At 43.8% G+C, this 23062-nt stretch carries 19 protein-coding genes; 2 read left to right on the top strand and 17 right to left on the bottom strand.

Annotated features, from left to right (window positions below; genetic code table 11):
* Positions 1-12: 12 nt before the first annotated feature.
* The 12 genes from darH to flxA are packed head-to-tail and all read right to left on the bottom strand — an operon-like array spanning position 13 to position 10217.
* Entirely contained in the window at positions 13-1008 is a 996-nt protein-coding gene (gene darH, locus ACKWCA_RS02740) for a BtrH-related acyltransferase DarH (protein ID WP_413976604.1), read from the bottom strand.
* Positions 1009-1010: 2 nt separating this feature from the next.
* Positions 1011-1412, bottom strand: a complete 402-nt coding sequence (DarG, locus tag ACKWCA_RS02735; protein WP_413976603.1) for a flexirubin biosynthesis protein DarG — start codon at positions 1410-1412, stop codon at positions 1011-1013.
* The gene (locus tag ACKWCA_RS02730; protein ID WP_413976602.1) at positions 1409-1873 is read right to left on the bottom strand and encodes an ABC transporter permease; all 465 of its coding nucleotides are present in this window, start codon (positions 1871-1873) and stop codon (positions 1409-1411) included. Before ACKWCA_RS02730 ends, DarG begins: the two co-directional genes overlap by 4 nt.
* A 14-nt stretch (positions 1874-1887) precedes the next feature.
* Positions 1888-2325: a hypothetical protein gene (locus ACKWCA_RS02725; RefSeq protein ID WP_413976601.1), complete on the bottom strand. Its 438-nt coding sequence runs from the start codon at positions 2323-2325 to the stop codon at positions 1888-1890.
* On the bottom strand, positions 2326-3459 hold the full coding sequence (gene darB / locus ACKWCA_RS02720; protein WP_413976600.1) for a dialkylresorcinol biosynthesis protein DarB: 1134 nt from the start codon (positions 3457-3459) through the stop codon (positions 2326-2328). It lies immediately after the preceding gene.
* A gap of 2 nt (positions 3460-3461) precedes the next feature.
* Positions 3462-4388, bottom strand: coding sequence for a dialkylrecorsinol condensing enzyme DarA (locus ACKWCA_RS02715; protein ID WP_413976599.1), 927 nt, complete (start codon positions 4386-4388; stop codon positions 3462-3464).
* A complete protein-coding gene (locus tag ACKWCA_RS02710; RefSeq protein ID WP_413976598.1) occupies positions 4385-5272 on the bottom strand; it encodes an LpxL/LpxP family acyltransferase in 888 nt (295 codons plus the stop codon). The genes ACKWCA_RS02715 and ACKWCA_RS02710 overlap by 4 nt, the downstream gene beginning before the upstream one ends.
* 20 nt (positions 5273-5292) lie before the next feature.
* Positions 5293-5535 carry an acyl carrier protein gene (locus tag ACKWCA_RS02705; RefSeq protein ID WP_413977111.1) on the bottom strand — a complete coding sequence of 81 codons (243 nt, stop codon included), beginning with the start codon at positions 5533-5535 and terminating at the stop codon, positions 5293-5295.
* Positions 5528-6766, bottom strand: coding sequence for a beta-ketoacyl-[acyl-carrier-protein] synthase family protein (locus ACKWCA_RS02700; protein WP_413976597.1), 1239 nt, complete (start codon positions 6764-6766; stop codon positions 5528-5530). Before ACKWCA_RS02700 ends, ACKWCA_RS02705 begins: the two co-directional genes overlap by 8 nt.
* 16 nt (positions 6767-6782) lie before the next feature.
* Entirely contained in the window at positions 6783-7535 is a 753-nt protein-coding gene (flxB, locus tag ACKWCA_RS02695) for a flexirubin biosynthesis SDR family reductase FlxB (protein WP_413976596.1), read from the bottom strand.
* A 22-nt stretch (positions 7536-7557) separates the two neighbouring features.
* The gene (locus tag ACKWCA_RS02690) at positions 7558-8685 is read right to left on the bottom strand and encodes a WG repeat-containing protein (RefSeq protein WP_413976595.1); all 1128 of its coding nucleotides are present in this window, start codon (positions 8683-8685) and stop codon (positions 7558-7560) included.
* The gene (gene flxA, locus ACKWCA_RS02685; protein ID WP_413976594.1) at positions 8682-10217 is read right to left on the bottom strand and encodes a flexirubin biosynthesis tyrosine ammonia-lyase FlxA; all 1536 of its coding nucleotides are present in this window, start codon (positions 10215-10217) and stop codon (positions 8682-8684) included. Before flxA ends, ACKWCA_RS02690 begins: the two co-directional genes overlap by 4 nt.
* A 101-nt stretch (positions 10218-10318) precedes the next feature.
* Here flxA and ACKWCA_RS02680 point away from each other — a divergent pair, with 101 nt between their 5' ends.
* Positions 10319-11563 carry an NAD(P)/FAD-dependent oxidoreductase gene (locus ACKWCA_RS02680; protein WP_413976593.1) on the top strand — a complete coding sequence of 415 codons (1245 nt, stop codon included), beginning with the start codon at positions 10319-10321 and terminating at the stop codon, positions 11561-11563.
* 10 nt (positions 11564-11573) lie between these two features.
* Here ACKWCA_RS02680 and ACKWCA_RS02675 read toward each other — a convergent pair whose 3' ends face one another.
* On the bottom strand, positions 11574-12179 hold the full coding sequence (locus tag ACKWCA_RS02675; RefSeq protein WP_413976592.1) for a hypothetical protein: 606 nt from the start codon (positions 12177-12179) through the stop codon (positions 11574-11576).
* Positions 12180-12261: 82 nt separating this feature from the next.
* Entirely contained in the window at positions 12262-13545 is a 1284-nt protein-coding gene (locus ACKWCA_RS02670; protein WP_413976591.1) for a serine hydrolase domain-containing protein, read from the bottom strand.
* Between the two features lie 152 nt (positions 13546-13697).
* Between ACKWCA_RS02670 and ACKWCA_RS02665 the strand changes: the two genes are divergently transcribed.
* Positions 13698-14711, top strand: coding sequence for a GntR family transcriptional regulator (locus tag ACKWCA_RS02665; RefSeq protein ID WP_413976590.1), 1014 nt, complete (start codon positions 13698-13700; stop codon positions 14709-14711).
* Positions 14712-14717: 6 nt separating this feature from the next.
* On the opposite strand, the gene ACKWCA_RS02660 is transcribed toward ACKWCA_RS02665, so the two are convergent.
* From ACKWCA_RS02660 to ACKWCA_RS02650, 3 genes are read right to left on the bottom strand one after another with little or no spacing between them, the layout of a single operon-like run.
* Positions 14718-16037: a vanadium-dependent haloperoxidase gene (locus ACKWCA_RS02660; RefSeq protein WP_413976589.1), complete on the bottom strand. Its 1320-nt coding sequence runs from the start codon at positions 16035-16037 to the stop codon at positions 14718-14720.
* The gene (locus ACKWCA_RS02655) at positions 16024-19527 is read right to left on the bottom strand and encodes a VCBS repeat-containing protein (RefSeq protein WP_413976588.1); all 3504 of its coding nucleotides are present in this window, start codon (positions 19525-19527) and stop codon (positions 16024-16026) included. Before ACKWCA_RS02655 ends, ACKWCA_RS02660 begins: the two co-directional genes overlap by 14 nt.
* Positions 19524-23042, bottom strand: a complete 3519-nt coding sequence (locus ACKWCA_RS02650) for a VCBS repeat-containing protein (RefSeq protein WP_413976587.1) — start codon at positions 23040-23042, stop codon at positions 19524-19526. Before ACKWCA_RS02650 ends, ACKWCA_RS02655 begins: the two co-directional genes overlap by 4 nt.
* Positions 23043-23062 lie beyond the last annotated feature (20 nt).

Genomic DNA, 23062 nt, shown 5'->3' with positions numbered 1-23062 from the left:
TTTTGCTGAGGGTCAAACAGCCTTCTTCAGGGTTTTGAAAAAGAGCTCTTCCCTTTTAGCAATATTATCGAGTTGATCGGCGATTTTATTGTATCCGTCATTTTCAGCACTTCTGTTCTTATAAATTCGAGAGGCGTCCACCGCAAAATCACGCCACTGATCTCCGATTTCTGTCATTTGCTTTGAAAGCACCAAAAGCTCATCATTGTTCAATAGCTTGCCTGCCTCTTGCAGAAATGCTGCATAAATGTACCGGAAACCACCGCCACCGGTACCGATTTCCTCTTGCATTCGAACAATTTGTCCGAGATAATGGTTTGTATGTTTAGCTCCTAATTTCTTAGGCCATTTACGAATATTGTTCGCTACCCATTTCATCGCTTTTACACCGACTATCGGCACAGGCGCGGTCATGTCGCGACAGGTATGTTTGATGCCCTTGACTATGGCCTTTTCCAATTGTAACTTCTCGGGAAATGCAACAGGGTAGTAAATATGTCCCTTAGGGGCGAATGCGCCTTTGGCAAACCTGACTTTTTCCAACTGTTTGGTAGTTAGAGTGGTGGTATGCTCCATTACAGGGTCACTGATGAGGTAGGTATCCTTATCTTTTCCATAGACGACCATATTATGGGCATTGAAATGAAAACGGTACTCATCGGGAAAATAGATGAGATTGTAGACGCCTACCTGCAACCCCACGGGGTTATTTTTTTTTAAATTTTCATCTAATCGTTCTTGGGCGACTTTGGGGTTCTTGAACTTCTCCCTTTTTACCTTGACACCTACCCGTTTCGCAAAACGATTGAAAATGAGTCCAGGAAGTACGCGATAGGTAAACACGGGCGCATGGTCTACCTTTATAAAAGGAAGGTAACTGAACAAAAGTCCTGAACCGATACCGAAAACCATAGGCTCGCTAACCTCAAATCCATTGTGTTTCATGAGGTTGGAAACAACCCCGTTTTCACAGTGGGCCGATTGGTTGTGTTTGAAATCTATCTGCATGTTTATTCCTTGATTGTTTGCAATTCGTCAACGGAAATATCAAAGACCGCTGCATATTTCTCCAGTGTTTTTTGGGATAGTTTCTTGAAAACGGAAGGTTTGAAATGACGTTTTACGCGCCATTTCCAAATACCGACGTAACTGGCGAGAATCGGCAAATCCATTTTATTCAGTTCCATGTAGTACTCTAGAGGACTGCTCTCGTTTTGTGCCACTTTTCGTTTTACCGCGGCGACACGCTCTTCGATCTGTTTGATGGCATTATCGAGAGCAATGGTCTTTGGATCCCATCCAGTGCTCAGTTCCGTGGTATATTCCCCGTTTTCATCAACCGCATAGCACATTTCACGAATATTGGCTTTCTCCAGTTTGCTCTCGTCTTGGGGTACTTCACTTTTTTTCATCGTGGTACTTCATGAATTAGGAAATTGAATGTACAATCTACGATTAAATCATCATTTCTAAAAGTGGTCGAGGTAATGGTGCACATACTCATTTCTCCTGTGTCGAATCTGTTGATCAAGGTAGCTTTGGTAATGAGGATGTCGCCTATTTTCGGCAACATTTGGATGTCCACTTTTTTAATGGCGCTGATATAGCCCACTACTTTATTGCCCAAACCTTGCAAATCGTCGTCCTCAAAGAAATCTTGCCCGGTAATCGCCGAACAGGTTTGTGCTGAAAGTTCGATGAGTCCTCCTTCGGTAAATTGGCCCTTTGAATTCGTAAATAGATTATCTGAGGTCACTTCAAAATGCGTTTCTACCGATTCGCCATCGAGATAGGGTGTTTTACACTTCATCAGCATTGGTGGTCGATGCGGAAGGAAATTCTCGATTTCAATATTATGGCGCGGTTTACGCATGAAGTCTAGATTTGTCAGGATGCCAAGGCAGTTTTCATTTGGCTTTGCGCGATGAGTTGCCCTTGGCATGTTACTTGGGCTTCTACCAATGTTACGTTCATGATATCATGAATGATTTCAATGGTAGTGGTCAGTTCTTGGTCGACTTCCGGAATGGCCAAAACCTCGGCACTCTTAATGGCCCCGATGTATCCTGTAGGTGCCGGTTTATTGGCGAGGTAATATTTATATCCGGTATGCAGGGCGATCGTTTGGGCCATATTTTCGATAAGGCCTGCAGCTGAAAAATGACTTTCTGTGGCTAGAATGTTTCCTTTTGGGATAGTGAACCCTGAGATGATCCGCTTCTCGGAATAATGGATCAACCGGTCTATCATGACGAATGGAGGACGCTGCGGAATCAGGCCTAACAAAAAAGATTCGTCGGTGATTTCAGTATCCAGAAGATTCATTTAGCAAACGGTTATATAGGCATACATATAAGAAAAACGCGCACTTTCAGGAACATGACATAGAATTCTGTCTCCTTTTTTCAACCGCCCAGAAGAGACCAATTCCTCGAGCATCACATAGATGGAAGCGGCACCGATATTACCGATATGTTCTAGGTTTAAAAACCATTTCTCCCAAGGCATTTCAATGTTTTGCTTTTTCATCTCCTCGTATAGGCCTTGTTTGAAATAATAGGAGGAGATATGAGGCAGGTAATAATCTACGTCCTCAGGGCCAATACCGTGCTTTTCATACGTCTGCTTGAGGCTATCCACTCCTTTGACCAAAATGTTCTCTCCAAGAAGGCGGGTGTCCTGTTTCATGGCGAAGAGTGATTTTTTCCCCCAGACTTCCGATGGAAATTCGCTCCATGGGGTCAGGTGACCATTTTCTTCTTTATCGGCCCCAGCATACATGCACGTTTCCATTTCATGGGCGTACGAATAGCCATCCATCCATTCTATTTTCAGGGGAAGGTCTCCATTGGGCTCACTCTCTAGAAGTACGGCTCCAGCACCATCTGAGAGCATCCAGCGTAAAAACTCTTTGTTGAACGCCAGAATAGGACTGGTTTCCAATTCTTTTAAATGGTCTATCTCGTTCGAAAAGACATCGGATTTCATCCATGATGAGGTGCGTTCAGAACCCGCACAGGCCGCATTTTTGACTTGTCCGGTCATAACGGAAAGATACCCGTACTTTAAAGCATTCATACCCGAACAACAGGCGCCCGAAGGGGAGTTGATCTCGATGTTTCCGTTTTTCAAAAAGCCGTGTACCATGGCTGCGTGAGACGGTAAAATCTGATCCGGACTAGAGGTGCCACATGACAATAGTTCGATGTCGTTTTTGGTGAAATCGGAATCGCACAATCCGAGAACGGCTTCAGTGGTCAACTGCGCATTATTGTGGGTCACATTGCCATTTTTATCTATGGCATAATGTCGATTCTTGATTTGATTGTTACGAAGAACAATTCGACGTGCTTTAGAAACCTGCCCATTGATAATACCCAGTTTTTCTTCCATTTCGTCGTTGGAAACGGGTTCATTGGGCATGAACTTCGATATTCTGGTAATATATACGTCCTTCATTACTATTCCTCCTTTAAAAGCACATTGGAATAATATTCCTTATCCTTTTTTCTTTTGCGGGTCATGGGCAAATAAGTCAGCAAAAATACAATAAAAACTATCGGTGCGATGACCCATATGGCAAATTTCAAATAAAATTTGAAGAATCCGATCCATTTCAAACGTGCTGAATCGCCGGGTTCTCCTTTCTTCCGTAATAGATTTGCCCATTTAGAGAAGACAATGTTACCCCTTTCGTCGGTCTTAATCAAATATGGGTTGATTTTTACCGCGTCAAGCATGAGCAATTCATCTTGAAGCTTTGAAAAATCATCGCTCAGCAGGGCTTCGCGGATGGGTTTGCCAAATCTGGATGCTTTGGCGATATCGGAATCGGAAACACCGGGCTTCGGAAAAATACCCCACAATCGCGTCTTTTTTCCTGAGAACATCCAGTGTTCAATGGTCAGTACACTGATATGATTGATGTGGCGATCGACCAACGCGATATGACCCACTAATTTGGCCTTGGGGTCCGCTAATAATCGCTTCGTTTTCTCTTGGGCCTGAATCCACATATTTCTACAGGCGACCACCGTGACGACCGGGGTATTTTCAACCAATCTTTTTCCTGCTTCAGACTTCAGGAATGCGTTGATCGGGGGAGAGGGTGTCAAGAACCAAACTTGGTAGCCCAATACAATCAAGTCGTATTTTTTGCTAAGAATTTCGTCTTTGGGAGGATATATTCCAATGGGTACCTGAAGAAAAGATTCAGGAAAAGCATCGTAAAACCGATCTTTGGTCCATGGAAAGGGGAAAGGCTTCTCAAGTTCAATTTTGTGATGCGTTATATTGACCGGTCCTTCGCCGAGGGTCGTGCCAATGTTTTCAAGAATATCGAACAATTGCCCACTTTGGGTGTAGTAAATGACTAAAACTTCTTTCATGCCTCTTTTCTATCGTCCCAAAAATCGAAATAATTAAACCATTGAAATGGATATTTTTTTAAAATCCATTCCATACTTTGGGTATATTCTTTCAATAGCCCTTGTGCATCGCGTGCTTTGAACTGTGCGGTGCGCGCGTAAAGATTGTAATGCCTCTTGGGGCCTTTCATGAAGTATACAAAGAGCACGGGCATGTTCAGGCGTGATGCCAAAAGATACGGACCCATAGGAAATTGAGCTTCTTTTCCCATAAAATTTTCCGATAGGGTTTTGCTTCCGGGCATATATCTGTCACCGGTAAAAACCACCAAACCACCTTCGTCAATGGCTTTATGTATTTCAAATATGTGCGACATATCTTCTTTGACCACAATGAACTTCAAATGTGCCTCTTCTGAAATACCTTCCATATACTCTTGGATGTTCTGATGTTCGGCCATGGTAGTCACCATACTAATATTGGATATGGAATAGCGGTCTTCAAGAAAATAGTGGGAAATTTCAAAATTGCCCACATGTCCACTGATTAAAATTCCACCCTGATTTTCCTTGAGCAATCGGTCAATATGCTCAATACCGTCATGAGTATACGTAAATCTATCTCGTAAGCCTGTTGAAATGGCCACCTTATCCGTCAGTGTTTTTCCAAATGTGAAATAGCTCTTGTAAACGTTCACTATACTTTTCCAACTGGAATACCCTTGTCTTTTTCTAAAGTAGGTATAGGTGTCCCTATTGCTTTTCGGGGAAAACAGCACGTAATAGCAAATGACGATTCGAAGCAAAAAATAAGCCGCTGAAATACCAAATGTTCGGAGGAAGAATATATATATTTTATATCCTAAAAGCGTACCTCTGGATTTTCCTTCCCATTCCGCTGCCATCTTAGGATTTTAATCGTGAGTTAGCCAAGTTTTCTTTCTATGAGGTCATAGAAATCTTTGAGAGTGATTACATTAACAAAATCCTCTCCAACCAATTTGACCCCGAAATTACTCTCGACAGCCACCACTAGATCCACAAAATCGAGGCTGTCAAGACCCAATGTATCCTTAAGATTGGCTCCGGGAGCGATAGCATCTTCTTCGACTTCGAATTCATCGATAAGAAAATCATCGACTTTTTCTATAATAACCTCTTTAGTCATCATCACTTTCGTTGGCTGGCTTTTTAACGATTAGAGCGGAATTGGTACCCCCAAAACCGAATGAATTCGACAAAAATACATCAATTTTTTTATTTAATGTTTCCTTGACCAAGTTTAGCTTTTCGGAGTCCTCATCGGGATTTTCAAGATTGATATTAGGCGCGACAAAGGAATGTTGCATCATTAAAATCGAGTAGATGACCTCACTTGCCCCTGCCATCCAGCATTCATGGCCGGTCATTGATTTGGTAGAACTTACGGGAGGGTTGGTTTTTCCGAATACCTTGTGTATTGCCTTCGCTTCATTGGCATCACCTACAGGGGTCGAGGTGGCATGGGCATTGACATAATCTACCGAACCGGCATCGATTCCCGCATCTTCCAACGCGCGGTGCATGGCCCGAGACGGCCCCTCTACATTCGGTGTCGATATATGGTCGCCATTGGATGAAAAGCCATACCCGATGATTTCGGCCAATATCGGAGCCCCTCGTTCAACTGCGGCCTCATAACTTTCAAGAACCAATGTGGCACCACCTCCGCTAGGCACTAAGCCGTTACGCGCGGCATCGAAAGGACGGGAAGCTTTTTCAGGAGCATCGGTATGCATAGCAAAAACCCCAAGACCGTCAAAACTACCCATCGCCAAATGATTGATCTCTTGGGCACCCCCTGCAATAATGCAATCTTGTAAACCACTTTTAATGAGATGATATGCCATTCCTATAGAGTGGGACCCGCTCGCACAAGCGGCACTGATGGTCAAATTGATTCCCCGTAATTTAAAGATGGTCGAAAGGTTCATAGTGATGGTAGAGTTCATCGCCTTAAAAATGGCACCTGAGCCTACCAAGGTAGTGTCTTTCTTTTCCCGAATTTTATCATTGGATTCAATTACAGCCTTGGCAGTACTATCGTTTCCGTAAATGATACCTACTTCTTTCGCGGTGAAGAAATCACTGTCTATCATGGCATTTTTAAGCGCCTCTAAAGTGGCGACATAAGCATAAGTGCCTTCTTGCCCCAAACTCATGCGCTGGCGTCTTGAAAGTAATTTCTTTAGATCGGGTTCTTCGACCATGCCCGTTAATGGGGAACGAAAACCTGCCTCCGCCCGTTCCTCGTCATAGACAATTCCAGACGTTCCGTTGTAGAGTGAGGTTCTTACTTCTTCTAGGTTTTTGCCTATGCAAGAATATATGCCAATACCTGTGATAACTACTCTTTTCATGCTCCTCGTTTATTCTTTACGAATAAATACCACCATTGATGTTAATGGTTTCACCGGTAATATAAGATGATTTTCTGGAGACTAAAAACGAAACGACATGTGCGACTTCTTCCGCTTCCCCAAATCGATTTGCAGGAATCATTCTTTTCAATTCCTTTTCGTCCAATGCACTGGTCATGTCTGTTTTGATGAACCCCGGGGCCACGGCATTTACGGTCACGTTTCTTTTGGCTACTTCTTGTGCCAGGGCTTTGGTCGCTGCAATGACAGCACCTTTGGCCGCAGAATAATTCGTTTGGCCAGGTGTGCCTTTTAAACCGGATACGGAAACCATATTGACAATACGACCGTATTTGTTCACCAACAATTTTTGAATGAAATGATTGGTGACATTGAAAAACCCATTGAGGCTCGTGTTGATGACATCGGACCAATCTTCGGGTTTCATCCACATAAACAGACCATCTTTAGTAATGCCCGCATTGTTAATGATCACTTCGACCATGGCATGTTCATTATGGTCTTCCCATTGGCTAAGGGCATTTTTTACACCTGGGGCATCAACCACATTAAATTGGATGATCTCTCCAGAGCCACCGGCTTCTTTCACTTGTCGTAAGGTCTCTACAGCAGCTTCTTCATTGCTATTGTAGTTGATCAAAAGATGATAGTCGTGATCTTGGGCCAGTTGAACACATACGGCCCTTCCAATGCCCCTAGAGCCACCGGTGACGAGTGCACACTTCTTGATTTTTTTTGTTTCTGACATGTAACGTGAGTCTGGTAGACTTCTAATTCTTTACAAAGGGTTCCGCGTTTTCAAACCATTTGTCGCCTAGTAGCTCTCCTTTTTCATTAAAGAACCCCCAGCCTTTTTTAGACTTCAGTCGGGCTAGATCCCCAACAAACCCTTTTTGGTTATTTCCTGCCAAAAATGCTAGTCCGGCGGTGATATCGTATTCGGCGGGAATAACCATCTTGCCCGAGGTGTCGATAAAGCCCCATTGTTTTTCTTTGATAGGGGCGAGGCCGTTGGCCGCGAAGACTTCCGCATCACGGTATTGCATTTCAATTACAAGTTCACCTTTGTCGTTGATGAACCCCCATTGTTTGTCGTTTGAAACCGGGGCCAATCCATTTGAGAATGCTCTTGCTTTGTCGTATTTAGGTTCAATGACCCACTCCCCTTTTGAGTTCACAAAGCCCGTCTTTTTCCCCTTTCGGGCATAAGTCAGTCCTGAAGTACCATTGAAATTCCAGACTTTGTCCGCCCCATCGATTATATTAAAACTGCCATTGTGAATAATACCAAAGGATCCCCCTTTCATTCCGAAAACCCCCGAGGCATTATAGCTATTTCCTATTTCTTCATACTCCGCTGGAATGATCAATTTTCCGGTCTTATCGATCATGCCCCATTGTTCACCCTGTCTTACCTTGGCGTGTCCATTTCTGAATTTTTTGATGGCGTCAAAAGTAGGTTCAAGAAGCACTTTCCCGTCCGTTCCGATGAGCCCAATTTTCTCTCCTTGACGAATAAAGGCCACTCCATCCTGAAAATCGAAATATTTATCGGTAGTAGGAGTTTCCAGTACCTTTCCTGAGGTATCGATATACTGCCATTGATCATCCTTCAAGACAAGCGCGTAGCCCGAATCGAAATATTTTGCCTTGTCGTATTCCGGCTGAATGGCCCACTTGCCAGAAGTGTCGATAAAGCCCCATTTTTTGCCCTCTAGGACCGCGGCCCTACCTTCCGAAAAACTTTTGGCCTTTGAAAACTGTGGTTCTATAACATAAGCACCGCTTTTGTCGATGTACCCGAACTGTTTCCCTTCTCTAACAAGGGCCAGTTCTTGAGCTGAAATTGAAAAAACGGTTAAAAACAAAATCAAAAGTGAAACTGATAGTCTTTTCATGATTTTTTATTTTGATGGTTTATAATATAGTTCTTTACTGTGTTTACATAAGGATACATAACGGGATCCTCTTTGAACGGGGGAACTATTTTACGGACGGCATCGTACATTTTTCTCGTTTTCGAAGAGACCTTGTCTTTCATTTCAAGGTATTCAATGGCTTGAACGATGGTAATCATTTCTATGGCCATCACCTCAAAGGTATTCTCAATGACCTTCTTGGTAATCAAAGCCGCGTTGGTACCCATGCTGACAATATCTTGGTTGTCATTGTTATTGGGAATACTATGGACATACATCGGATTGGAAAGCATTTGATTTTCCGCGGTGGTCGAAGTGGCCGTAAACTGCACGCCCTGCATTCCAAAATTCAACCCTAAGGTACCTAAATTTACAAAAGGTGGAAGAATATCGTTCAGCTTCGAATTCATGAGATAGTTCAGTTGCCTCTCGGCCAGCATACTCATTTTTGTCACGACGATTTTAAGTTTGTCCATTTCCAGGGAGACGTAGTCCCCATGAAAGTTGCCACCGTGGTACACGTGCTTCTTTTTGACGTCTACAATGGGGTTGTCATTGGCAGAATTGACTTCCTCTATCATGATACGTTCCACGTCGTTCAGGGTGTCCAGAATAGGTCCTAAAATTTGTGGCACACAACGCAGGGAGTAGTACTCTTGTACCTTCTCCTCGAAAACGCTTACATCGTTATTATTGTTATATAGATGATGTTCTCGCTTTCTGGTCAAGGTACTGTCGCTGAGATGGCTGCGCATAGATCGCGCTATTTCACGTTGTCCCTGGTGTTTTTTGGTCAGGTTGAGCTCAAAAGACAAGTGGTCGTCATAGGCCTCGACAATTTCATTGATGGCCGACGAGCAGGCAATCATCCACTCAAGTAATCTTCGGGTATATATCGTATTTACTACTCCGATACCAGTCATTACCGAAGTTCCATTGATGAGGGCCAAACCTTCGCGCAATTCAACGGCAATAGGTTCAATACCTAGCTCTTCAAAAACTTCCTTGGTCGGTCGGCGTTCTTCATTCAAGAATACTTCACCTTCTCCAATAAGCACCAATGCCAAATGGGCCAACTGCACCAAGTCTCCACTTGCCCCAACACCGCCGTGTTCATAAATAAGCGGGATAACATTCTTGTTGATAAGCTTGGTCATTACCTCGATGACCGATTTATGTACCCCTGAATGCCCAAGACTAAGGGTGTTCAATCGAGCCAGCATAGCTGCTTTCACATATTTAGGGGGAATTGGATTACCAGTACCGGAAGCGTGACTTCGTATTAGGTTATATTGTAATTGAAGGGTTTCCGCATCTTTGATCTTGTACTGGGCCATTGGGCCGAAACCCGTATTTACCCCGTAAATTATCTTGTTTTTAGAAAATTCCTTTAAGAAATCGAAACTCTCTTGAACCTTGTCGTAAACCGCTGGGTCAACTGAAATCGGTTGCTCTTCAAAGATGATACTGTAAAAATCGGATATCCCTAACTTTCCTTTTATTTCTGGCATCTACGGTTGGTTCTGTGGGCTATAAGTGATACTTTTAACTAAAATAGGTAATTTGGTTTGCAAATTTATAATAATTCGCGGATCAATATTTGATTTAAGTGATGAATAACGAAATTGTTGATATTCTTATAATCGGTGCGGGACCTTCCGGAAGTGTTGCGGCCGCATATCTTCATGATAAGGGATACTCCATTAAGGTGGTTGAGAAGAACAAATTTCCACGATTTGTAATCGGGGAAAGTCTTATACCACGATGTATGGAGCATTTTGAGGCTGTGGGCCTTGTAAGTTGTCTGAAGGAAAAGAATTTCGAGATCAAAGAAGGGGCCCGTTTCATGCAAGGTGATGTGGTCTGTGAATTCGACTTCAGTAAAAAATATACGGAAGGATGGAATTGGACATGGCAAGTACCCCGGGCCGATTTTGATAAAGCCCTGACCGACGAACTGGAGGGTAGAGGAGTAGACATCGCTTTTGAAAGTGAAGTCATCGCCGTCGAGTTTGATGAAGACGGTCGATCGATCACGACCGCTCGAAGTCCCGAAGGGGAAGTCACCCGAATCTCGGCCCAATACATCATTGACTCAAGCGGATTCGGTAGGGTCTTACCCAGATTGCTGGATTTGGATAAACCTTCTGACATACCTAAGCACTCTTCCATTTTTACCCATGTTAAGGACGTTAGACGCCCTGAAGGATGGGACGGGCATCGAATTACATTCGATATTGTAAGTACTTCGACTTGGCTGTGGGTGATTCCGTTTTCAAACGGTGTAACCAGTATAGGATATGTAGGACCGACGGAATATTTGGAGTCTTTTGAAGGCTCGAACGAGGAACGCCTGCGCAAACTCATGGAACTTTCGACCTATTATGTAGATCGTTTTAAGGATCTGCCGTACGAGTTTGAACCGCGCATGATCAAAAATATTGCTAAGTCGGTCAAAAAGCTATACGGAAAGGGGTTCGTACTTACAGGAAACAGTGCTGAATTTTTGGATCCGGTTTTTTCTTCGGGCGTAACATTTGCGACTGAGTCTGCGCATTTGGCCGCCCAACTTATTCACAAAGAGCTTCAAAATGAACCGGTGAATTGGGATGTTGACTATACGCAATACATATTGGAGGGCGTCACAGTGTTTTCTACCTATGTGCAAGAATGGTATACCGGAAATCTTCAAAAGATATTCTTTAATAAAACACAGAATCAAGAAATAAAGAGTCAGATTTGCGCAGTGTTGGCAGGCTATGTGTGGGATCAAAGCAATCCGTTTGTGAAAAACCATCATCGTTTGGTGAAGGCATTGGCACATTTGACCGATATGGAAAACGAGACGGTAGGGTAGAACGATTTATCTACCGCTTCAACAAGGCCTTTCTGCTAAGATGTTTTGATGCCGCTTCTCCTAAATTGCCATAGGCCGTGCGTATCCGTTCAAATTCATCAGCATTGGCATCTCCTCGAACCTCGGTCTGTATGGCGTAAAGAATGGTTTCGGGAGCATTGGTTTCGTAGATGGATAGCAAAACACCGATTTTGCCTTCCTCCACATAGAACAAATCATCATAGCCATCAGCAGTAGAAATCGTTTTGATGTTCATGGTATAGGCCGTACTTGAAATGTTTTTGGCTGCGGTCACTTGATGATCGTCTATTCGGAAACTATTAAATTCTTGAATGAAAGTCGGTTCGTAAAGACGTGCCCTATTTTCAAACCAGAGTTTTTTGAATTTTTCACCAGACCCCAATGCTTTCTGTTCGCGTTTTTCGTATTGCTTTTGTAAAAAGGCCTGTTCCGAATCATTTTTAGAGATCTGCAGGTCCGGGGCATATTCAAAAACCACGTTATATCGTTGAATACCGGTAATATTTTCGATTGAACCGTCAACTACTTCGAATTGTTGGGCTTGAATAGCCAGCCCGAAAAGCAGAAATAATGAATATAGAAGTGGTTTGGTCATTGTGGTAAAAACAGTCTGTGAATATAAAAAAAACTAGACATTTATCGGTCTTCCACTGCGTTAACTTTTTGAAAACAGAGGTCTAATCGTCTATTGCCGCAAAAACCATTTGACGAAATTTCCAACCGGTTTCATCCCCTGGTGTATCCCGGGTTTGTTTCATCAAGATGCCAATGACCTGTTCTTTAGGGTCGGCAAAGTATTGGGTGTTAAAGTATCCGCCCCAATCAAAAGTACCTTTACTTCCTTGGCCTCCTAAGTCTTGACCATCCGTAGTTACCAAGCCAAAGGCGAGACCATATTCTTTTCCGGCCGCGCCGAATAATTGCCCGGTTTGGTTGCCCATGATGCTTTGTACGGTGGTCCTGCTTAAGATTCGAGTGCCGTTGTAGTGGCCTTGGTTCAAATACATTTGTAGAAAAGTTGCATAATCTTCAGCGGTACTTGAAAGTCCGGCTCCGCCTGAAAAAAAACGTTTCGCTCCTTTTTTAGGATAGTCGGGGTCATAGAAAGTCACCGGATAGTCTTTCCAAACTCCATCGGTTTTTTGTTGAATGTTCACCAGGCGATCGTGCTTTTCTTTGGGAAGATAAAACCAGGTGTCGTTCATGCCCAACGGGTCGAAGATACGTGTTCTTAAAAATTCGTCGAAGGGCATACCTGAAACAATTTCAATGAAATAACCCAAGACATCCAATCCTTCGCTGTATACAAATGCCGTTCCGGGGTCATGGTGTAGGGGTAATTTTGCCAGTTTCTTGACACTTTCCGCTATGGAAATATTTTCGGTAGTGTATAAATCGGTAATTCCAGCGTCCTTATATATTCTTTGAAAACGCTTATCGCCATCGATGACTCCATATCCGAGTCCTGAGGTATGCGTGAGCAAGTGTCTGATCGTAATTTCATGTTCGGCCGGAGTACTGGTATAGGTGCCATCCGAAGTATTGAACGTGTCCAAAATACGCGGATTCTTGAATTCAGGAATGTACTTTGAAATGGGGTCGTCCAATTGAAATTTTCCTTCTTCCCAAAGCATCATCACGGCGGTAGACGTAATCGCCTTAGTTTGGGAAGCGATACGGAAAATGGTGTTGGTCTTCAGGGGTTTGCCTTTTTCGTCCGCTTTTCCGTAGGCTTTTTGATATATGATTTTTCCGTTTCTGGTAATGAGGGCGACTACACCGGGCACTTGGTTCGAGTCCACCGCATTTTTAAGCATGTAATCAATACGCGCTAAGCGCTCATCTGACATGCCCTGTTCTTGAGCAATACCTGGTTGGAGTACCGGCGGAGCAGTGGCCCGATCCTGGGCAAAGCCACTACCGAAAGCAAGAAATACGAAAAGGATGTATATTTTTTTCATGGATAGTTGAAAGTTCAATTGACGTTAAATGTATGAAAATTTCGGATGAAGGGTCGTATGATCCCTGCTTGGGCCTCGTTCTCTAATAATTTTGTAAATTCACGCCTGTTCAACTGAACATGAAACCGACCATTTCGAGTAAAACCTCCAACATGTCTTTAATAGACAAGATAAAAAGCCTTGCCAGTATTAATACACTTTCCAAGCACGAGCAATTGGTGCATGGTATCATTGAGGCTATTGATTCTGGTATTTTGGTCGTAGGGGATCAGTTGCCATCAATCAATCAGATGGTAAAGGACATGGGTTTCGCGAGAAAGACCATTGTCAAGGCCTATGAAGAATTAAAGCACCGCGGTCTTGTTGAATCAAAGAAATTGAAGGGCTATTTCATTATCAGCCAAGAGACGAACGTCACCTTAAAGGTGGCTTTGCTTTTGTTTAGCTTTCAACGTTTTCAAGAGGAATTCTACAATACGTTCCGGAAAGAGTTGGGCAAGCGCTTTCAAATCGATGTTTTTTTTCACCATAATAACGGTTCCATTTTTGAATCTATTTTCAATAATATTCGGGGCAAGTATGGTATGTACGTGGTTGCACCTATACCTGACGGTAGCATTCAACCGCTTTTGGCCAGTATTGATCCCCAGAAGTTGTTGATTATTGATCGTTATTTGGCTATGCCCGAAGACTACTCCTATATCGCACAGGAGTTTGAAGAGGCCACTTTCAACAAGCTTGTTGAGCTTCTTCCTAGAATACGAAAATACGAAGAGTTCATCTTGTTCTTTTCGGATAACTTGGACTACCCGCCGGGTATTTTAAAGGCGTTCAGGCGATTTGTTTCCGATTATGAAATCACGACACAGGTTGCCGAGGAATATATTCCTGGAACAGTCAAAAAAGGAAGGCTTTATTTCTTTATCAGCGATACCTATTTGTGGGAGGTATTGCGAGACTGCCAAGACAACGGGTATGTTCCTGGCGAGGATGTCGGAATTATTTCCCATAATGACCATGTGGTCAAAGAGATCGTTTTTGGTGGGATTACCACAATTTCAACGGATTTCAAGGAAATGGCCCGGAAGGCGGCAAATCACATAAAGAATGGTGAAAAAACGCAGGAGATCATGCCCTTGAATTTGATGATCCGCAACTCGCTTTGAGTACTATTAGTCCATAGAAATGTTTCGCAATACATGTTGTCCAACTTGCTTTCCCTGCGAGACCCCTAATTCAATTGCCGGCTTATAGTGGATACCGCCGTACAAGCGGCTAATCGCAGCTTCCTGCGCAGCTTGATCGAAGGACCGATAACTCCTCACAGGAAGCCCGTACGGAATTTCGGTGGCGTCGACGAATGCATAGCTGTCCCCAAAAATATGGGTCAAAACAGTTGCGGCCGCTGATGAAGCAACACTATGGCCCGAGGTATGTTCTGGAAAGGCAGGGGTTTGCAATACGGGTGACCAATCAGGATCGATGTAAGTGTTGATAAAGGTCTCCGGTCGGGTAAGGCTGCTTTTATATTTTTGGTCCCAACAACTGATAAATGCATCCGCTATAGCGATGCTTACTTGTGCCAGGGCAGTGGCAGAATCGACCAAAGATGATTTTTCCTCATCTAATACTTGGGCCGTAATATGCACCCAGTGCCCACCCGGTGAAATCTGTTGCTGGAAATACATCACATGGCCTTTGGTAGTCGATATATTCGGATTGCAATCCCAGAATTTGGCGATATTGAGCTGTGTGGTGTCCAGGTTTTTTACGGTTTCGTAGACCTCTTTGGCCTCCTTATAAAATTGAGATGTTTCAGTGCTATCGAATGGTGTTGGTAAACCCGGGTCGAATTGACCGGCAGAGTCAAGAACAAATGGTGTAATGGTTCGCCAATGGGGTTCAATGGCCTCCATATAATCTGGAGGGGTAGGGCGCCATCTGCCGGGGTCATCGCTAACACTAAATCGGGGTAGGGCGGTGCGTCTTAAATAGCCGTCTTTCGCGGCCCGGGCCAAAATCTCCTCGGCCAGGGTCTTTCCCAAAACGACCGAGTTGTCATACATCTCTTTATCGATACCGATCTCTTGAACTTCTTGCAACAGGGTTTGTTGCATCTTTTCAATTCGCTCCAAATCAAACACTAACGGCTTAGCCGTTTCCGTAAAAGCCACCAACGCGGTAAGGGGATGGTAATACTTCTTGCTAGGGTCTGGAGTACTTAGGTTGCCCAATTCATGTAACTGTCCACTTAGTGAAGGCTTATCGGGTGCCATTAGACGAATACCTTCATAAGCCGCGATATTGGAATAGGCATAGATTCTGCTAGCCACCGGAGGTGTAAATATATCGGCGACGATTACGTCGGTGAGTTTGCGATTGTACGCGCTGATACTACCTTCAAAATAAGTGTCCAGCTTCTCCTGATCATGTTTAGGTGCACAAGAGGCAAAGACAATACATATAAAAAGTAAAAGGCTATTCGAGTTCATTTTTCTTATAAACGGTTTTCGTTTGTCCTGCTACATCGGTGAATTTGATTTCTTTGGTGGCCCCATAAATGGGAATAGCTCTCGAACTATGGGATAGGTACCCCGAACCGAAATAGAATTCTTTTCTAATGCGTGTTCCATTTTTCAAATAAATATCGGCAAATTGCGTCTCTTTTCCCGCATATACCATATGTACCGCATCTCCTCGAGGGTTTTCGGTAAAAACAGCTAGGGGGCCATTGTTGTTGGCTACGATGATTTGATATCTATCGTCGCTTTCAACAAGGGCAAGGCCGCTGGCATCATGATCATTGATGAATCCGCTTTTTTCTAAAGGGATTGTTTCAAAATTACCACTTCCGTTTCCGATGAGTACTAGTCCTTTTAGTGCATCATATCTTCCTGTGGCCACTTCGGTGGCATATGAATTACCGGTCAAAATCAGATCTTCAAAACCATCATGATCAAGGTCCCGAACGATAATGCCCTCAATAGGACCCATCTGGGCATCTATGGGCAGGTCACTGATTTCGAATGTTCCGTCCCCTAGATTTTCGATATAACTACTGGCAAATTTATGACTTTTAACCACATAGGCATTTTCAAGTTCTTCGGGCAAAAATGACTTTCTAAATGGTGTTTCCGCATATGATCTATAGGTTTTAAAACGAGATCTCATTGCATTTATCTGGCTTATGAGCTCATCGCGTGAATGGGCAATGTAGTTTTCATCACCATTATAAAAGCACATCACAGGATCAACATTGCCATCCTTGTCGAAGTCATTGGCATAAATACAAAGGGGTTGGTCTGCCGAAGCGTGATACTTGTGGTTTTTACCCAAGTTTCCTACAATGTAGTCGGTGTCGCCGTCCCCATCAAAATCAGCTCCATTGATACTATTCCACCAGCCTTCGGTTTTTTGCAATCCAGTCGTACTCGTTGAGCGCACTAATTTTCCCCTTTCATTGTGAAAGAACTCTACTTGCATAAATTCACCTACTACGATAAGGTCTACCCAGCCATCCGAATCGTAATCCGACCACAGCGCGGAGGTAACCATAGACAAGGTGTCCCAATCTGTTACCTGATCACTGATATCCCTAAAAATTAGGTTTTCCGCATTCTCATTGGCCAGGTTCTCCAAAAGATAACTTTTGGCTGGCATGGGGTAGTTTCCTGGGTCGACCCTTCCCCCTACGAACAGGTCAAGGTCGCCGTCATGATCAAAATCAGCGGCATTTACTGTGGAACCACTTGCTTTCATTTCTGGAAGCGCATCCGATCTCGAAAAAGTACCTTTCCCATCGTTGAGGTACAGGCGATCTTGGTAGACGCCAGGTTGAGAGAGCTGAATTCCTCCGCTCACAATGTACAAATCTGGGTGACCATCGTTATTCGCGTCAAAGAATACGCTGCCCATATCTTCATATTGTGTGTCGGTTTGCCATTCAGACCTCTGGAAGTCTCCAGTTTCTTTTTGAATATATAGCGCCCCTGATTGCCCGGCTGCACCACCTACATAAAAGTCTTCCAACTGGTCGCCATTGACGTCTGCTACGGCAATGCCTGGTCCATTTCTGGAATGCATATGGGGTAGAATCGGCTGTAACTTAAAGTCGACTACATTGTCTTCGCTATGTTGAAAAATCGAATCAATAGCATTTTGAGTTGCTGACAATAGGGGGCTACTATCGGCTTCATGTATAGGGGTATGATTTCCGGCGCCTTCAGGTCCAATAGTAATGCGCTGATCTGCCTTAACGCCTTCAAGAAACTGATGTTGACCGTCGGGCCATTGGATATCGATGCGTTTTACCTCAGTTTCTTGACCCAGCCCAAAGTGGAGTATGGGGTCTACACTTGATTCGTACCCTCTACTCAAAAAATGTTGTTCATGCTGTGTTCCCTGTTGGGTAGTTAACTTGATTTTTGTTCCGATTGCCTGTCGATTTCCTTTTGTTCCTACCAAGTTGATTTGTAGATAGTGATTGGGTTGTCCCTCAAGGGGTGTGTTCTCGTATATAAATGCGGGTTGATTCACATTGTTTACGATCAGGTCCAAATCCCCATCGTTGTCTAAATCAGCATATGCGGCGCCATTGGAACAGCTTAAATGGTTGATGCCCCAGCTTTCGGAAACTTTTTCAAAAGTGGAATCACCTTTGTTTTTGTAGAGGTAATTGTTCAGTTTGGCCGGGGGCAATTCTTTGATGGAATTGAGTTTCTGTGTCTTTTTCACCTCGCGTTCACCAAGCGGATTGTCATAAATACCCTGATAGTGAATGTAATCAAGGTCTCCTAAATCCCTAAGAAAACCATTGGTGACATAGAGATCCTTGTATCCGTCATTGTCATAATCACCGAAGAGGGAACTCCAGCTCCAATCCGTACTGCTGATACCGGCCATGTTTCCGATCTCTGCAAATTTTCCCTGCCCAAGGTTAAGCTGTAGGGTGTTTCTGCTGTATTGGGGCTGATAGCCTGCTTTCAACATCATTTGAAACCGATCATAACCTGTTGAGGAAATAATCATTTTTTGGCGTAGATTATCTTCCGGGCGCATATCAAGCACCATAATATCCGGCTTTCCATTATTATCTATATCCGTAATAGCATTACCCATACCGGCATAGGAGGTGTGGCCAATATAGGAGGTGATTTCATCTTTGAACGTACCGTCACCTTGGTTGATATAGAGAATGTCGTTACCGATAAAGTCGTTGGAAATGTAAATATCGGGCCAGGTATCGTCGTTGATATCCGCGATTCCGACACCCAATCCGTAGCCTTCTACTAGGATACCTGTCTCTAGTGATACATCGGTGAATTTTCCACCATCATTGCGATAGAGACGGTCGTTGCTAATGGAAGAACCGTCTAATTTTCTCGGATTGCTTGAGTTCACTTGATGTTCGTACGCGGCAGGATTTACTAACAAATACATATCCAAATCACCGTCTTTATCATAGTCAAAGAAGGCGGAATGCATGGATTGACGTGTGTCTGCCAATCCGTATTCAAGAGCCTTTTCCGAGAAGGTCATATCACCGTTGTTGACATAGAGCAAGTTGGCACGTTGTGACTGCGGAGCGCCTCCTGAAACGGCAATATAGAGGTCTAAGAACCCATCTTGATCAATATCGATCATAGTTGCCCCGGTACCCCAACTATTATTTAAGAGGCCTGCCCGCTCGGTGATATCTTCAAACTTCAAATTGCCGCGGTTCAAGTATAGTCTGCCCGAAACCATGTTCCCACTAAAGTAGATATCGGTGAGGCCGTCGTTATTGATGTCGCCTACGGCCACGCCAGCCCCCGTATATACGTTCATGTACTGGAACACATTGACGCTGTCGTTTTCAACGATTTCATTACTAAAGTCTATTCCCGTTTGGGAGGCATCCAATAAGTGAAACCGTTCTGTTTGTTTTGATTGACAGGCAATCAGAACGATACAAAGACCCGCTATGCATACCAGCTTTTTCATTGTATGTTTTTGATTTCCAATTCGTTTCCATTGCTGTCAATAAGGTATGCGGAAACTGCTTTTTCGGGAATCGTGAACTTCCTACTGTCTTGAGAGAGATAACCTGAGCCGTGATGTAATTCCCTTGTTTGAACCGTACCGTTTTTATAGTGGATCCGTAGGGTGACATCGTCTTGTTTCGGGTTATGGACTTTCACTCCCTTTGTTGAACACGTATGTTTTTTAATCGCTCCGTTGTTTATAGCTGAAACGATAAGACGTTCGTTTTCGGTGAACGTTGTTACTTGGCTCTTGGCGTCGCCCCGAACGAAGAATCCACTTTCGTTGACATCAACGATACTGAAGTTGCCGGTGCCATCGCCTTTTAAGAACCATCCGATTGCGGCGTCGTAACGCCCGGTAAATACTTCCCCACTGAAAAAATTACCAACAATCAATGCATCCAGATTTCCATCGTTATCGTAATCGTCGGTCGTCATTCCATACATAGGCGCAATCTGTGCTTTTTGTTCTAATGCGGTCAACCTAAATTTGCCTCCGCCCAGATTTTCAAGATAGCTGTTGGCAAACGTTTCACTCTTAACGACATGTGCATTATCGATTTCTTCTTTGGTAAATGATTCTTCAAATGTGGTATTGGCATAATCGGAGTAGGTACGAAAACGAACCCGCATGGCATTGATCTGATCGATAAGGTCATTTCTTGAGTGGGCGATGTAGTTTTCCCCATCGATGTAATAACACATCACGGGATCAATTTGTCCGTTCTTGTCGTAATCGTTCGCATAGATGCACAGGGGTTCTTTTGCGCTTGCTTTGTACCTACTATTAAGGCCTAGGTTGCCCAACAGGTAATCACTATCCCCATCATTGTCAAAATCGCCGGAGGTAATGCTATTCCACCAGCCATGGGTATTTTCGAGTCCGGTGTTTTCGGTAATCTCCTTTAATCTGCCCGAATCGTTCTGAAAAAACCGAATGGACATAAATTCACCGACAACAATGAGATCTGGCCAGGTATCATTATTGAAATCGGTCCATAGGGCAGAGGTGACCATGCCGATATCGAAGAGAACATTACCTATGGCGTCAGGGTCTTTTCGGAACACAATACCTTCAGGTGTGCTTTCATTCTTCAACAACATGCTTTCGGGTGCCATGGGGTATTCTCCCGGTCTAACGCGGCCTCCGACAAAAAGATCCAGGTCGCCGTCTTTGTCGTAATCCGCACCATTTACAGTTGAACCGCTCACTTTTACCTGTGGTAGGGCTTCAATTTTGGTAAACATACCCTCATTGTTTTCATACATACGATCTTGATACAGTGAGTTGTCAATTTCATATGATGATCCACCACTTACTACGTAAAGGTCCTGATCACCGTCACCATCGGCATCAAAGAAGAGGGCGCCCATATCTTCATAAGCGGCATCGGTGAAGGTTATGTCTTGAAAAGTACCGTCCACTTGTTGAACCTTTATGACTCCTGCTTGTCCGGAAGCACCACCCATATAGAGGTCTTCCAGGCCATCTTGATTGATATCACCGACTGCCATGCCAGGACCGTTTTTTGAATGCATATGAGGTAGCAGGGGTTGAATTTTGTAATCGACGAACTCATTTTCACGATGTGTAAATTCTAAATCGAGACTATCCGCATTTTGGAACAATTGGCGGGGTGAACTGGTCTTTCCTGAATCATGTAAGATGGCATCTTTCTCTCGCAGGGTAATTTCTTGATTGGTCGTAAGTGTGGTAAGGAGTTGTTGCTTTCCGTTGGGCCAAGTGACTCTTACACTGTCGATCATGGCTACATCTCCCAGGCCGAAATGCAAGGCATTCTCAACGGTCGATAAATAACCCCTAAATGGAGTAAGATATTGTTTTTGCAATTGCCCTTGATAATGAATTTCAACTTGACTTCCGATTCCCTCTCGATTTGGTGCGTTACCCTGAAAACGGAATTTAATAAAGGTATTGGAGCTATCTATTTTCGTATTGTTTTTAAAGATTCCTGCAGGGTCGTCAATGTTGTTTATTACCAAATCCAAATCGCCGTCATTATCAAGATCGGCATAGGCCGAACCGTTGGAATAGGTGGGTTTGGTGAAACCCGAAGCGGTAGAAATATCCTCAAAACGAAGTTCGCCCGTGTTTTTGTAAAGATAGTTGGGCAATTTTATACCTGATAATTTGTTGAGCGCTTCTAAACGTTGTTCACGATTGGCCTCTTCAGTGCCCATGGTCAGTATATTGTTGCCATATACCATAAAATCAAGGTTGGTGATATCTTGTCGGTACCCATTGGTGATAAAAAGATCTTTTAGTCCATCATGGTCATAATCAGCTAACAGCGCGCTCCAGCTCCATTCCGTTGCCGCCATTCCTGCACTTTGGCCTATTTCACTAAACGAGCCATTACCGTTGTTCAGTTGTAGCGTATTGCGTATATACTGCGGTTGATAACCATTGTCGCGGGCATTTTGAAACTCATCGTAGTTGTTGCCCATCATGGTCAGTTTCCATCGTTTGTTATCCGGGGGTAGCATATCAAGTACGACAACGTCCATCAGACCGTCATTATTGATGTCGGCAATATCGTTGCCCATTCCATTAAAGGTGAGGTGCTGCATGTAGGAGGCAATTTCGTTTTCGAACGTACCATCCTTTTGGTTGATATACAGAAAATCATCGGTAAGAAAATCATTGGAGACATAGATGTCGGGCCATCCATCGCGGTTCATATCGCACACTTCGACACCTAAACCAAAACCTTCGATCAAAATGTTCGCTTCTTTGGAAACATCGGTAAAGGTTGCGTCTCCATTGTTGCGAAAAAGCTTGTCGGCGGAGGGGGCTTTTCCGGTTCGGTCTTTAGGTCTTGAGGTATTTCTATTGAAATCGACTAGCGCATTACTCAATAGGTACATGTCCAAATCGCCATCGCCATCATAGTCGAAAAAATTTGCCTGTACCGAATAGCTTTCATCGGCCAAACCCCAATGGTCTGCTTCTTCGGTGAAAACCACCTTTCCATTTTCAAGCCCCTTGTTGATAAATAAGAGATTTGCTCTTTCCGACCCTGTCGACCCTCTCGGACCACCACGGCAGACATAAATATCTGGATGGCCATCTTGATTGATATCCACCACGGAAACCCCGTTCGACCAATGTGTTGTGCCGGTATTGGAAGATTCCGTAATATCTTCAAACTTAAAGTCACCCAGATTTCGATACAGTCTATTGCTCACCATATTTCCGGTGAAATAGAGGTCTTGCAGGCCATCTTTGTCAAAGTCCGCCACGGCAACTCCGGCGCCGTTATACATATATTCGAATTCCAGTACGCTTGGCTCCCCTCCAATGACCAAAGCATTGTTGAAAGCAATACCTGTTCGGGTCGCGCCCAATTCGGTAAATAAGGTGTTCTCATGCTCGGCACAACCCAATAATACTAGGAAAACCAAGATCGTGGGTAGTAGTGAGAATCGCTTTGTTTTTTGAGCTAGGAGCATCTAACGAATATAAATACAAA

Origin of the sequence: Maribacter corallii (genome assembly GCF_047345415.1) — a bacterium.
Taxonomy (GTDB): domain Bacteria; phylum Bacteroidota; class Bacteroidia; order Flavobacteriales; family Flavobacteriaceae; genus Maribacter_C.
This window is presented reverse-complemented; position numbering and strand designations above follow the sequence as displayed.